This is a genomic window from Reyranella aquatilis (assembly GCF_020880995.1).
In the GTDB taxonomy this organism is placed as follows: domain Bacteria; phylum Pseudomonadota; class Alphaproteobacteria; order Reyranellales; family Reyranellaceae; genus Reyranella; species Reyranella aquatilis.
In genome coordinates this window covers 308,243-321,284 of record NZ_JAJISD010000004.1, presented here as the reverse complement: position 1 = coordinate 321,284, position 13,042 = coordinate 308,243, and the positions used below count along the sequence as shown (strand labels likewise).

Here is a 13,042-nt window from a genome sequence, read left to right as displayed (position 1 = left end):
ACTGACTGCGATCGAATGGAACGGGGACGCTGAAATGGCGAAGAAGACCGCACGCAAGCCTGCCGCGAAGAAGTACCTCGATTTCCATGGCCGCATGGTCATGGTCGGCTTCGGCTCGATCGGCCAGGGCGTGCTGCCGCTGATCCTGCGGCACATCAATATCAAGCCCGAGCAGATCACCATCATCACTGACGACATGCGCGGCGGCGAGAAGGAGGCCGAACGCTTCGGCATCGAGTACGTCGAGAAGCGCCTGACCGAATCGAACCTGCGCTCGACCCTCGACAACCGGCTGGGGCAGGGCGACTTCCTGGTCAACCTTTCGGTCGAGGTCGCCTCGACGGCGCTGATCGAGCTCTGCCAGAAGAAGGGCGTCCTCTACCTCGACACCTGCATCGAGCCTTGGCCGGGCGGCTACTCCGACCCCAACCTGTCGGTCTCGCGCCGCTCGAACTATGCGCTGCGCGACACGATGCTGAAGCTGAAGCAGCGTCACAAGGGCGGCACGACGGCGGTGGTGGCGCACGGCGCCAACCCGGGCCTGGTCTCGCACTTCACCAAGCAGGCGCTGGTGAACCTGGCGCGCGACACCGGCGTGAAGACGCCCGTGCCGACCACGCGCGAGGGCTGGGGCAGGCTTGCCCAGCGGCTGGGCGTCAAGGTGATCCACATCGCCGAGCGCGACACCCAGGTCTCGCCCAAGCCGAAGGAAGTGGGCGAGTTCGTCAACACCTGGTCGATCGACGGCTTCGTCTCCGAGGGCGGCCAGCCCGCCGAGATGGGCTGGGGCACGCACGAGAAGACCATGCCGCCCGACGGCAAGCGCCACACGTTCGGCTGCGACGCGGCGATCTACCTGAACCGCCCGGGCCTGCTCACCCAGGTGCGCACCTGGACGCCGATCGAGGGGCCGTTCCACGGCTTCGTCATCACGCACAACGAATCGATCTCGATCGCCGACTACCTGACCGTCCATGACGGCAAGAAGGTCGTCTACCGGCCGACCGTGCACTACGCCTATCACCCGTGCGACCAGGCGATCATCTCGATGCACGAGATCGCCGGCAAGAACCTGAAGCAGCAGAAGCGCCAGCGCCTGATCGTCGACGAGGTGACGTCGGGCCGCGACGAGCTCGGCGTGCTGCTGATGGGCCACAAGAAGGGCGCCTACTGGTACGGCTCGCAGATCGACATCCACGAGGCGCGCAGCCTGGTGCCCTACAACAACGCGACCTCGATCCAGGTCGTGGCGCCGGTGCTCTCGGGCATCGTCTGGGCGCTCGAGAACCCGAACGAGGGCATCGTCGAGGCCGACGAGATGGACTTCCGGCGCAACCTCGAGATCTGCATGCCCTATCTCGGCCCGGTCGTCGGCAAGTACAGCGACTGGACCCCGCTGCAGGGCCGCGGCGAACTCTTCCCCGAGGACCTCGACAAGTCCGACCCCTGGCAGTTCAAGAACTTCCGGGTGGTCTGACAAGGCATTGTTGTTGCGGGTCGTCCAGAGGCCGCGACGACGGTGCACAGGTCTGCCCAGTCAGGGATGCGAGCGATGGGCTCGCATCCTGTGCTCTGTGCCATCCGCAGGACGATCTGTTGAATGGCTCCACATCGCGCCATCCCTGAGATGGCCAAAGGGGCTGCAATAGACGTGGGCCGTCGCTTGCATCTGCAGGATCGATGGCGCGGATCCCGGAAAGATCATGGTCCGACTTGGCGTGGCCTGGACCTTCACGCTCTACGGCCAAGACTGCGTCGACCAGGAAGCAATGGCGCGGACGGAACGACTAGAGTCTTTCCGATGCAGATAGGTCAAACACCCGCCTCTTCCTGAGGAGCGCCGCCCCTCGAGTGCCTCGGGGTAAACTCCGCGGCGCGTCTCGAAGGACGGGCAACAAACGCGGTGCTCGTGCCCATGCTTCGAGACGCGCTCCTGAGGACGCTCCTTAGGGTGAAGTGGTCGTTACACTGGTGATTCTTTCTCGACCGGAAGGACCCTGGAGCGGCACGCGCACGACGGCGGATCGGCTTGGGATTGCCGGACGGATCGCCGGCATTGGGGAATCGAGTGCCAATCCGCGGCCGTTGGAGTGTTCGCGGCAAAGGGATTTGCGGCAGTGGGCGCGATGGGCCCTGCAATCGATCGACCATCCACGTCGTGGCGTTCCGAGCCGGACGAGATCGCGCCGGGATACCGAGAGCGCTCGCGATAGATGAAGGGCAAATCCTGTAAAACCGCAATGTGACTGAAAATTGCGGTTGAGAAGAAAATATCAATGATAAGTCTTATAATAGAGGGAAATTCTATAAACTAGTCCATAATTATAATTTTAATGACTTCCATCCAGTGCCGCTGCAAAATGTTCTTCGAGAGAGGGATCGATCCCCTATGGGAGTGGTTCCGGTCAAGGAGTGGTCGCTGTGGGTACGCTTGGTTGGAAGATTTTCCGGTCGCAGGGCTTGGCCGTGGTCCGCGGCATGGGTGTGTTCAACCCGGATACGCTGCGCTCGCTCGGACAAGCGGCCATGAAGGACGCGCGGTCCGATGACTGCGTTCCGGTCCGGAGCCGATTCGCACCCACTGCCTCACGAGATGTCGGCGCCAATGGCGGCGACAGCGAGTTGAGTCTGGCGGACCTTGCCGACAACGCCCGGCGCTTGCCCAGCAAGTCCTGGACGGTGGGCGTCGCTCTGATTGCGTTGGCACTGGTCGCGGCGCTTGTCGCCTTTGCGATGACGGTACGAAGGTCTTTCGAGTTGATGTGAGGCGAATGGACCGGGGAGTGGTGTCGCTGAACTTCCGAGCCCTTGCGGTCCCCAACCTCACGCCACGCCCTGATGCGTCCAAAGTCGTTGAAACATGCCGGTAGTGATTGCGAGATCCTTCTCACCTTCCAACCAGTCTTGCTGAGCCTTCGGAGCCGGATGGTTCGTGCGCAAGGTTCCGGAATTCGAATGAACCAGAGGAGGCGTCACGAACGATGGACGGCAAATCCAACGATGAGACCGAGACGCACGCATCGGCGCCGGTTGCGAAGAAGCCCTATGTCAAACCGGTCCTGGTCAGGCTGGGTGAACTGCAGGAGGTAACGCGGACGGTCGGCCAGGCCGGAGCACGCGATGGTGGCGGAGGCAGGAGGCCCAGAACCGCCTTTTAGACGTGCGGACTCTCCGCACACAAGCGCGTACTCAACACCGCATTCAGCATATGCTTGCCAACGGGCAGACTCCCTTTTTCAGCTCGTCGCGGGTGCCATTCCACAAATCCTCAGCCAGGCGTTCGGCTTCTGCCGGATTGGCTGTCTTGAGACCGCGATGGCGTACCCGTTCTTGCCCATATGGATGCGAGCCTGATAGAGCCCGTTTCGGCGACAGGGCAGCATCTTGCCGTCATGTTTGCGGATTGCATCTTGCATCTATCGCAAGCCTGCACATCCCGGTTGATCGTAGTTGACTGTCCTCGACCGGCCTGCCGCCATTGCCCTACAATACCTTCAATCGGCTTCTGAACCATCGCGCGAGCGCGGACGGGGCTTCGAAGTTCAAGAGTGCGGCGCCGATGGCCTTGGTGCCTCGCCGAGACGGGGGAGCACCATCCTGTCGAAACTCATCCGGAACACGATCGTGGCGGGTACAGCACCGCGGAGTTGCCGATGCCGGGCACGGCTGCCCGTGCCCGGCCGGGCGCACCCACAATCGCTCCGGCCGCACAAGTCCTTCGCTCGGGAGGGGCGGGGCGTCCGCGCCGCGCGGTGCCGGAACGCCGCGAACCCGGCAGGTCATGGACGCCGCCGCCGATGAGTCCCCTCCACGACTCGAGTCCGACGCCTTGAGGGTCGATCCACTCCGTTCGTGGCTCGGCCGGGGCATCCTCGTCGTGCTGGCGCTCGTGGGGATGATGGGTTTCGCGGCACTGGGCGTTTGGCAGCTCGAGCGTCGGGCCTGGAAGCTGGACCTGATCGACCGGGTCGAGCGGCGCATCCACGCCGAGCCGGTGCCGGTGCCGGGCCGCGAAGCGTGGCCTTCTATCGATGCGGCCGGATACGCCTATCGTCGGGTCCGCCTCGCCGGCCGGTTCCTGCACGACAGGGAGACCCTCGTGCAGGCCGTGACCGAACTCGGCGGCGGTTCCTGGGTGCTGACGCCGATGGTCACGCCGCAGGGCACGGTTCTCGTCAATCGCGGCTTCGTCGCGGGCGACCGCCGCGATCCCGGTGGGGCCGTGGCCGCCAACCCGGCGGGCGAGACGCAGGTGACGGGGCTGCTGCGCATCAGCGAACCCGGCGACGGCTTCCTGCGCCGCAACGATCCCGCCGCGGGACGCTGGTATTCGCGCGACGTCGCGGCCATCGCGGCGGCGCGCGGGCTCGTCGATGTCGCGCCGTTCTTCGTCGATGCCGACGCGTCGTCGTCCGCCGTGCCGTCCGAGGGGCCGGGCGGTCCCCGCGGCGGGCTGACGGTCGTGTCGTTCACCAACCATCACCTGATCTACGCGCTCACCTGGTTCGTGCTGGCGATCCTGGCGGCCGGCGCGGGCCTGTTCATGCTGCTCCCGGAACGGCGGCGGTGACGTCTCGCTGCGCCGGGGATCGCGGGCGCTGCCGACGCGGCCCGGCCCTCAGCGGAACCGCACGGGAAGCTGGATGACGAGGCCGGCGAAGATCTGGAAGGCCGCAACGCCCGGGCCGTTCTGGATCACCGAATATTGCGGCTCGACGAAGGTGTTGATGCTGGCGCCGTTGGGAAGCTCGAACACGCGGCCCAGCCCCAGCCCGACCGGCACCACGGCGTTCTTGCCGAGGGTGAACGACGCGATCCCCGTCGAGCGCAGATAGAACCGGTCGGGCAGGTTGAAGAACAGCAGCGGCTGCGCCGTCACGGTCTGCAGGCCGCTGCCGTCGAGCGTCTGCTGCCACGAGGCGAGGAGCGTCGTCAGGCCCCACGCATGCGGGGCGCTCACGACCGCCTCCACGCCGGCCTGCCATTTCCGGGTGCCGAGCGCCGGCGAGCTCGCCGTCGGCACGACCAGCAGCGGGCCGATGCCGGTCTTGATGTCGCCGAAATAGTGGACGGCGAGGTTGAAGATCGTGAAGTCGCCGACGCCGTTGATCGCCCGCTCCGGATCCCACGAACTCGCCACCACAGGCATCGACGCGCGCATCATCTGGTCGATGCCGAACGAGGCGTGCGGCAGCACGAAGCGGAAGTAGCCCTGGTCGGCGCCGCTTGCCGGCCGGTCCGTGAGCACCGGCTGGGCGTAGTTGTGGAACTCGAACGCCATCTTGGGCGTCAGCGGATCGTTGGACGTGTTCTGGAGATTGTCCACGCCGGTCTCCGCCATCGCTTGCGCGGCGACCAGGAACAGGCTGAGCTTCGCCAGCACGAAGGCCCAGGTCCGGACCAGCCCGGACCTCACGCGGCGGAGGGATCTGCCCGGGGCGCAGGCGGAAGACGAGCAGAGAGGCATGCCAGGCATGATCGCATCATTCGAACACCGGTTCATCTTCATCAAGACCCGCAAGACGGCGGGGACGGCCATCGAACTGGTGCTGAGCAGCCTCTGCGGCGCGGCCGACATCATCACGCCGATCCATCCCGACGACGAGAAGATTCGCCAGGCCCACGGCTGGCGCGGGCCGCAGAATTTCCGCATCGGACCGGCGCCGGCGGGCGCGCCCGAGGGCGTCCTCGAGAGAGGCGACGAGGCCGACTACCAGGAGATGATGAAGGGGCATCCCACCGGCAACGAGTACTACAACCACATGCCGGCGAGCCTGGCGCGCCAGATGCTCGGCGAGGATTTCTGGCAGAAGGCCCACAAGTGGACCATCGAACGGCACCCTTACGAGAAGGCGGTCTCGCAGGCCTATTGGAAGATGTGGTTCATGGGGAGGCCCGCCGCCGACTTCCAGTCCGTGCTCGACGACCTGATCGCCCACGACGACATCGACAACCGCGACCTCTACACGATCGACGGCAAGCTCGCCCTCGACGAGATCATCCGCCAGGAGGACCTGCCCGGATCGTTCCAGGCGGTGCTGGCGAAGTCGGGGCTGCGCTTCGACGGCCCGCTGCCGCGCGCCAAGACCGTGCAGCGCGCCGACCGCCGGCCGGCCGCGGAGATCCTGAACGACCGGCAGAAGAAGGCGATCTACGAATCGTGCCGCGAGACGTTCGAGCTGATGGGATACGAGCGCTGAGTCCGTCGATGGCGGGCCCGTTCCCGCCGACGGCGCGCCGCGTCCCCCGCAAGAGTTCTTCACGCTCACATTGGCCCACTCACCTCATCCTGAGGAGCGCCGCGAAGCGGCGCGTCTCGAAGGATGGGCAACAAACGTGGTGCGCGCCGCCCATCCTTCGAGACGCGGCCTGCGGCCGCTCCTCAGGATGAGGTAGGTGCTTGAATTGATTCAGTTCATTCCCGGCCAGCCTCTCAGGGTGAGATCGGCGTTGGAATGTTCTGCTCGATGCGATCTTGCCGATAAATGCCCTACCGCCGGATTGACACAAGCGGCAGGTCGAAGGGTGCGCTGGCGCCCTTGATGTTGTCGGGCAGCGGCGTGTAGGGCGCGCCGGCCAGTACACCGCCGTCGGCGCCGTCACCCCGATCTACGACACCAACGGCAACCTGACCTCGGACGGCACCTACACGCTGGGCTACGACGCCGAGAACCGGCTCGTCTCCGCAGCCGGCGCCGGCAACACCGCCAGCTACACCTTCGACGCCCAGGGCCGCCGCAAGGCCCGCACGGTCAACGGCACGACCACGGTATCGGTGACCGACGCCCAGAACCGCGAGGTGCTGGAATATGACGGCAGCACCGGCGCGCTGCTGCGCTGGTACGCCTACGGCCTCGGCCCAAACGCCGTGCTCGGCCAGATGAACATCCCCGTCGGCACCCGCACCACGCCCGTGCCCGACCTGCTGGGCTCGATCGTCGCGAGCATGGACGCGGGCACCGGTGCGCTGACCAAATTCGCCTACCGGCCCTATGGCGCGAGCGCCACGCCGGCGACGCCGTTCGGGTTCACCGGCCAGAGGTTCGATGCCGAGAGCGGGCTCTACTACTACCGCGCAAGGATGTACTCGGCCGCGTGGGGGAGGTTCCTGCAGGCCGATCCCATCGGTTACGAGGGCGGACTCAATCTCTATGCGTATGTCGGCAACGATCCGCTGAATGCGGTCGATCCGAGCGGCAACTGTCCATGGTGTATCGCCGCCGGCATTGGGGCCATCGTCAGTGCTGGCATCGACTTAGGAGTTCAACTCTACAGCAATGGCGGCAGTTTGGGTCAGGTAAACTGGACAAGCGTTAGCGTGTCCGCGCTGGCGGGCGCTGCGTTCTCAGGGCTGGGGCCTTCTGGATTCCTTCTCGGGCGCGGTGGAACTCGAGCGGCATTGAGCGGCGGCTACGATCAAGCGCCGGGGCTTCTGAATCAGGGAGCAACAAGGTTCGGGTGGAGCTACAATTCACAGATCGGCTCGGAGGTCCTAAGCCTCCGGGTCGGCAGTACTCATTTTGACCTTCCAGGTATAGCGATTGCGGCGGGTCAAAATGCAATCCGGGATGGTCTGGTCTCGGGTACAGTGGTCGGGACACTCTTTGCGCCGGGCTCAGCAAGCGGCAGTGAACCTTCTCCATTCTCTGCTCCCGCGCTCACCACTGCTGAAGAACTGTCTTTCGGAGTTCCATGGAGCGTCCCGACGGGCGCTGGTCCCTTCATCGGCGAAACTGCCACCAAGTAGCAGGCACTAATGGTCATCGAAGAGATTCGTTCCGTATTCGCCATTGGACTCCAGCTGACTTCGCGGCGCGGGGAATCCTCTTCAATGAGAATCTTGAACCTGCCTACAACCCATTGCAGGACGACTACCGCGTCGTTTACGAAGTTTCGTTCGAGCCCGAAAAACTCTACAAGGCACGGCTGGAATTCTGGCTGACCGACAGCGGTCATGTGTCAGTGGGAGTTGAAACCTACACCCGGCTTGCAAGACGCCTGTCGTCACCCGTCGTCCGCCGGGGAATGGCGACCGGGTGTGAGCCCGGCGCGATCTCACGAGATGCGCTGGTCAGACTCTTCCGGGTAGTGACCCATGGTAGCTTGGTGATGACGGTGAGTACGTTCTTTGGCGTTATCACGTCGCCCAAACTATACATGCCGGAAGCCGATTTCAGAATGATCGTCGATGCCGACAGCTTTTCCGCTCGCTGGTTCCAGCCGATATCAGATGAAACCCGCGCATTGAAATTTCGCGGATCGGGGAAGGTGCTGCTGTTTGAGCCGTGGTGATCTGCCGGTAGCCAGTGGAAGTCGAGATACTTCGCGAGTGCCTTGATGCTGTCGTTCCAGAAGGACCACCCGGTTGACGATCGCCGGGGGCGGTGACGGCTACCGCCGGATCGACACCAGCGGCAGGTCGAAGGGTGCGCTGGCGCCCTTGATGTTGTCGGGCAGCGGCGTGTAGGGCGCGCCGGCGCGGACGCCGGCCAGCACGCCGTTGTCGAACTCCGGCTCGCCGCTCGAACTGATCACGGTCGCGTCGAGCAGGCGGCCGTCGCGGGCGATGACGATCCGCACCACCGTCACGCCCTGTCGCCGCTGCGTGTTCGACTGGTAGCGGAAGCCGACGATCTTGCGCAGCACCTGGGCCAGGTAGTTGTCCGCGACGCGGGCGCGCGCATAGGTGTCCGCGGGATTGACGAACGTGTGCTGCGACGGTGGCTCGGCCGAGGAGGCGGAGGGCGGCCGCTTGGCCGGCGCGGTCGACAGCGGCGACGGCTTCAGCTCCGGCTTCGGCGCGGGCGGCGGCGGCCGCGGCGGCGTCGCGAGCGCCTGCTGCTGCGGCATCGGCCTGGGCGTCGGCTCGGGCTCGGCCTGCTTCGGCGGCTGGGGCTGCGGCGCGGGCTGGGACTGCGCGGGCTGGGGCGGGGGCGGTGTCGGCGCCTTCTTCAGCCCCTGCTCGGTCGGCGCCTCCGGCGGCGGCTTGTCCATCGGCGCCGGCTGCGGCGCCGGAGTCGGCATGGGCGTCGGCACGGGCGTCGGCTGTACCCGCGCCTCGACCGGTGGCGTCGGAGTCGGAGGAGTCGGCGGCGGCGGCGCGACCTGAGGCTCCGGCAGGAGCATCGTCTCTTCCTTGCTCTCCGGCGGCGGCGGTGGGGCCGGCGGCGCCTTCGACACCTGGTCGGTGGGCGGGACCTGGGTCGGCTTGTCCGCCTCGACAGGCGCCGGCGGGCGGATCACCGGGAAGTTGGGCGGCAGGGTCTGCGGCAGCGGGACCGGCTGGGGCTGGGCCGCGGGCGGCTGGGGTGGCGGCGGAGGCGGCGGCGGCTCGGGCGGCTTGGGCGCCTCGAAGGTGACGTTGATCGCTTCCTCGACCGGCGGCGGCGGCTTCTGCTGCGACAGCCACCACAGCGCCGCCGCCACCAGGACATGCAGCAGGATCGCCAGCGCGAGCGCGACCGGCGACATGCGGCTTGAACGTTCGAAGGAGGCGCTGACGGCGTGGGCCACGGGGCGGTTCTACAGCTTTTCGCCGGAGACTTGGCTCCCCGGCGCGATGGCCGCCGGGAAGAAGAGGGGACGTCCAGCTCAAGCCTTTACCCCATCCTGAGGAGCGGTGCGAAGCACGGTGTCTCGAAGGATGGGCAACGGACGCGGCGCTCGTGCCCCTCCTTCGAGACGGCGCTGCCGCGCCTCGTCAGGATGAGGTCGGTGGCGTGATTTAGGCTTGTCGCCCCTTCGGCGGTTTCTTGCCCGCTAACTCATTGAAATCGCGCATGAAATTACTGAAATTCTAGCGGCCCGGCGCGACCCACATCCACAGCGCGGTCCGGTCGCGGGCGCCCTGCACCGTCAGGGTATCGCCCGGGCGCATGTCGAGAACGCTGGGCAGGCGCTGGAACATCACGCCCCAACACGAGGTGGCACCGGGGCCCGGCCGGTTCTCGTAGACGCCCTCGGCATCCATGCGCAGCCGGATCCACTGGACGATGCCGTTCACGGGCCCGCCCGTCGCGGTCAGGGTGACGGAGGCGCGGTGATTGTCGAACGGGCCGCCCGACGCGAAGTCGAACGCGAAGAGATCGGCGGGTTCGCTCCGGAGGTCGAGATTCCTGTTGCCGGCCGCCAGGGCGATCCGCCCGTCGAGGATCTCCATGGGCGACAGGTCGAACCCCTGGACCGACGCGAGGTTCGGGCTGGCGGGTTTGCCGTAGTGGGCGAGGGCGATGCGGACGGCGCCGTGCGAGGGAATGATCGCGGCATCCGGCCGGGTCAGCCGGCCGACCGCGTCTTCGAGGCACCCCAGCACGTCCTCGGCCAGCAGGTCGTTGGTGACGATCTCCGACACCAGGATGTCGACGGGCTCGGCCAGGTCCGTGCCGACGGCGAGGTCGCGCGAGTTCTTTCCGACGATCGTGATGCGATCGGCGTAGCCGTTGCGCTCGACGATTTCGGCGGCGACGCCGGCCATGGCGGGATTCATCTCGCAGCTCACGACCGAGGCGGCCCCGGCGCGGGCCGCCATCATCGCGAGCAGGCCCGAGCCCGCGCCGATGTCGAGGACCCGCGAGCCTTTGCCAATGGCGCGCCGCAGCGCCGCGTCATAGGCGGCGTTCCGCGCCTCGTCGGCCAGGATCGTGCGATGCCAGTTCGGCACGCTGCGACCCAGCACCAGCCTCACGATCCGCTCGACCTCGGGATCGTCCGGCGCGAGCTGGCGGGCCCGGTGCGCGAGATCGACGGCACGCTCGCTCTCGCCGCCGGAGAGCAGCAGCTTGGCGAGCTGCGCCAGGCGGGCGGGCTGCGCGGCGAGACGCTCGGCGGTCTCCGCCGCCGCGAGGTGCTTCAGCAGGTCAGCGGAAGAAGACAAAGGTCAGCACCACGAACAGCGGCACGAGGATGGCGCACGACCAGGCCATGTAGCCGAAGAAGCTCGGCATGCGGATGCCCGCGTCCTCGACCACCGCCTTGACCATGAAGTTGGGCGCGTTGCCGATATAGCTGTTGGCGCCCATGAACACCGCGCCGCAGGAAATCGCCGCCAGGGTGCTGGCGAGCGTGCCCATCAGCACCTCGGCGTCTCCGCCCGCCAGGTTGAAGAAGACGAGATAGGTCGGGGCGTTGTCGAGGAAGCTCGACAGGATACCGGTCAGCCAGAAGTACCAGACGTCGTCGGGCTGCCCGTCGGGACCGGTCACGAGCGCCACCAGCGGCGCCAGCGCGCCGTCCTTGCCGGCCTTCAGGATGGCGATCGCCGGCGCGATGGTGATGAAGATGCCGGCGAACAGCTTGGCGACCTCCAGCATCGGGCCCCAGCCGAAACCGTTCTCGCTGCGCGACTTCTGCGAGGTCAGGCGCAGCGACAGGAAGCAGATCGCCACCAGGGCCAGGTCGCGCAGCACGTTCTGCAACTCGAGCGTGACGTGGAAGACCGTGAAATGGATGCCGGGTTTCCAGGTCCCGCTCGCCAGCACGACGCCGACAATCAGCGCCAGCAGGATGATGTTCACGCCGCCTTCGATCCGCACCGGCGTCTCCGGTGTCGGGTCGGGCTTCTTGCGGCCTTCCTTGCGATACCAGTAGCTGTCGAGGACATAGAACAGCGCCAGCAGCACGATGGCGCAGAGAAGCATCTCGCTGAACAGGTGAGTCGTCGTCCAGAAGAAGCTCACGCCCTTCAGGAAGCCGAGGAACAGCGGCGGATCGCCGAGCGGCGTCAGCGCGCCGCCGATGTTCGACACCAGGAAGATGAAGAACACGAAGACGTGGATCTTGTGCCGCCGGTCGTCGTTGGCGCGGATCATCGGGCGGATCAGCAGCATCGACGCGCCGGTCGTGCCCATCCACCCGGCGAGCACCGTGCCGATCGCCAGCAGGGCCGTGTTCATCGAAGGCGATCCGTGCAGGTTGCCCTTGATGTGGATGCCGCCGGTCACCGTGAACAGCGCCAGCAGCAGCACGATGAAGGGAATGTAGTCGAGCAGCAGCAGGTGGATGATCTCGTACGCGGCGCTGGGCACGCCGTGGATCAGGGCGAAGGGGATGACGATCAGCGCCGCCCAGGCGGCCGACACCTTGCCGAAATGGTGATGCCAGAAGCCCGGCGTCGCCAGCGGCAGGATGGCGATCGACAGCAGGATGCCGACGAACGGGATCAGCCAGGTGAGACCGAGATGGCGTCCGTCGATCGCCGGCGCGTCGGCGCCGGCCGCGAAGGCCGGCAGGGCGAAGGCGAGCGTCAGGACGCCTGCCAGGAGAGTCCGGAATGTCATCAGACCATGTAGGTTGCGGTGACGCCGCCGTCGACGGTGAGCGTGTGTCCGTTGACGTAGCTGGCGGCCGGGGAGGCGAGGAAGATCGCGGCACCCGCGATCTCGGCGGGATCGGCCCAGCGCTTCGCAGGGCATCGCAGGCGCATGCGCTCGCCGGCGGACGAGGCGATCAGCGCCTCGTTGGTCTCGGTGGCGAAGAAGCCGGGCGAGATGGCGTTCGAGGTGATGCCCTTGTCGCCGAGTTCGGCTGCCAGGGCGCGGCAGAGCGCTTCGAGCCCCGCCTTGGCCGCGATGTAGGACGAGGCGCCGGGCGCCGCCAGCGTCGCGGCGATCGATGTCACGAGGATCAGCCGGCCCCAGCCGCGCTCGACCATGCCCGGCACGAGCAGCCGGATCAGCGCCTGCCCGGCCGACAGGTCGGTGTCGACCAGGCGCGCGAAGTCGGCGGACTCGATCTCGGCGAAGGGGCGGCGGTCCCGCTCGCCGACATTGTGGATCAGGATGTCGACGGGGCCGGCGGCGGCCAGCGCCAGCCGCATGGCCGTGCGGTCGGCGATCTCGAAGACGACGCCGTCGGTGGCGCGCCCGGCCGCCCGCAGTTCGGCCAGCCGCGGCGCCAGCCGCTCGTGCGAGCGACCATGCAGCAGCACGCGGGCGCCGGCTTCGGCCAGTCCCCGGGCCATTTCCCAGCCGAGGCCGCGTCCCGATCCGGTGATGAGCGCGGTGCGGCCGTCGAGGCGGAACTTGTCGGGAAAGGTGGTCATGCG

12 protein-coding genes are annotated in these 13,042 nt (G+C 66.8%); 7 read left to right on the top strand and 5 right to left on the bottom strand.

Going from position 1 to position 13,042, the window contains the following annotated elements:
- Positions 1-34: 34 nt before the first annotated feature.
- The 4 genes from LJ725_RS11950 to LJ725_RS11940 all read left to right on the top strand — a co-directional run bounded on the left by LJ725_RS11950 (position 35) and on the right by LJ725_RS11940 (position 4,570).
- On the top strand, positions 35-1,477 hold the full coding sequence (locus LJ725_RS11950) for a homospermidine synthase (RefSeq protein WP_230550877.1): 1,443 nt from the start codon (positions 35-37) through the stop codon (positions 1,475-1,477).
- 944 nt (positions 1,478-2,421) lie between these two features.
- Positions 2,422-2,766, top strand: coding sequence for a hypothetical protein (locus tag LJ725_RS11945; protein ID WP_230550876.1), 345 nt, complete (start codon positions 2,422-2,424; stop codon positions 2,764-2,766).
- Between the two features lie 215 nt (positions 2,767-2,981).
- Positions 2,982-3,158 (top strand): lasso RiPP family leader peptide-containing protein, encoded by a 177-nt coding sequence (locus LJ725_RS29320; RefSeq protein WP_408015736.1) that lies wholly within the window; start codon positions 2,982-2,984, stop codon positions 3,156-3,158.
- A 737-nt stretch (positions 3,159-3,895) separates the two neighbouring features.
- Positions 3,896-4,570 (top strand): SURF1 family protein, encoded by a 675-nt coding sequence (locus LJ725_RS11940; protein ID WP_230551014.1) that lies wholly within the window; start codon positions 3,896-3,898, stop codon positions 4,568-4,570.
- A 48-nt stretch (positions 4,571-4,618) separates the two neighbouring features.
- Here LJ725_RS11940 and LJ725_RS11935 read toward each other — a convergent pair whose 3' ends face one another.
- A complete protein-coding gene (locus tag LJ725_RS11935; RefSeq protein WP_230550875.1) occupies positions 4,619-5,416 on the bottom strand; it encodes a hypothetical protein in 798 nt (265 codons plus the stop codon).
- Between the two features lie 58 nt (positions 5,417-5,474).
- On the opposite strand from LJ725_RS11935, the gene LJ725_RS11930 reads away from it, so the two are divergent.
- From LJ725_RS11930 to LJ725_RS11920, 3 genes are all read left to right on the top strand, one after another.
- Positions 5,475-6,200: a hypothetical protein gene (locus LJ725_RS11930; RefSeq protein WP_230550874.1), complete on the top strand. Its 726-nt coding sequence runs from the start codon at positions 5,475-5,477 to the stop codon at positions 6,198-6,200.
- A 575-nt stretch (positions 6,201-6,775) separates the two neighbouring features.
- The gene (locus LJ725_RS11925) at positions 6,776-7,747 is read left to right on the top strand and encodes an RHS repeat-associated core domain-containing protein (RefSeq protein ID WP_230550873.1); all 972 of its coding nucleotides are present in this window, start codon (positions 6,776-6,778) and stop codon (positions 7,745-7,747) included.
- On the top strand, positions 7,693-8,292 hold the full coding sequence (locus LJ725_RS11920; RefSeq protein WP_230550872.1) for a hypothetical protein: 600 nt from the start codon (positions 7,693-7,695) through the stop codon (positions 8,290-8,292). The genes LJ725_RS11925 and LJ725_RS11920 overlap by 55 nt, the downstream gene beginning before the upstream one ends.
- 99 nt (positions 8,293-8,391) lie before the next feature.
- Here LJ725_RS11920 and LJ725_RS29175 read toward each other — a convergent pair whose 3' ends face one another.
- The 4 genes from LJ725_RS29175 to LJ725_RS11900 all read right to left on the bottom strand — a co-directional run bounded on the left by LJ725_RS29175 (position 8,392) and on the right by LJ725_RS11900 (position 13,039).
- Entirely contained in the window at positions 8,392-9,513 is a 1,122-nt protein-coding gene (locus LJ725_RS29175; protein WP_230550871.1) for a TonB family protein, read from the bottom strand.
- 283 nt (positions 9,514-9,796) lie between these two features.
- Entirely contained in the window at positions 9,797-10,873 is a 1,077-nt protein-coding gene (locus tag LJ725_RS11910; protein WP_230550870.1) for a 50S ribosomal protein L11 methyltransferase, read from the bottom strand.
- Positions 10,857-12,275 carry a sodium:proton antiporter gene (locus LJ725_RS11905; RefSeq protein WP_230550869.1) on the bottom strand — a complete coding sequence of 473 codons (1,419 nt, stop codon included), beginning with the start codon at positions 12,273-12,275 and terminating at the stop codon, positions 10,857-10,859. Before LJ725_RS11905 ends, LJ725_RS11910 begins: the two co-directional genes overlap by 17 nt.
- Positions 12,275-13,039, bottom strand: coding sequence for an SDR family oxidoreductase (locus tag LJ725_RS11900; protein WP_230550868.1), 765 nt, complete (start codon positions 13,037-13,039; stop codon positions 12,275-12,277). Before LJ725_RS11900 ends, LJ725_RS11905 begins: the two co-directional genes overlap by 1 nt.
- Positions 13,040-13,042: the final 3 nt, after the last annotated feature.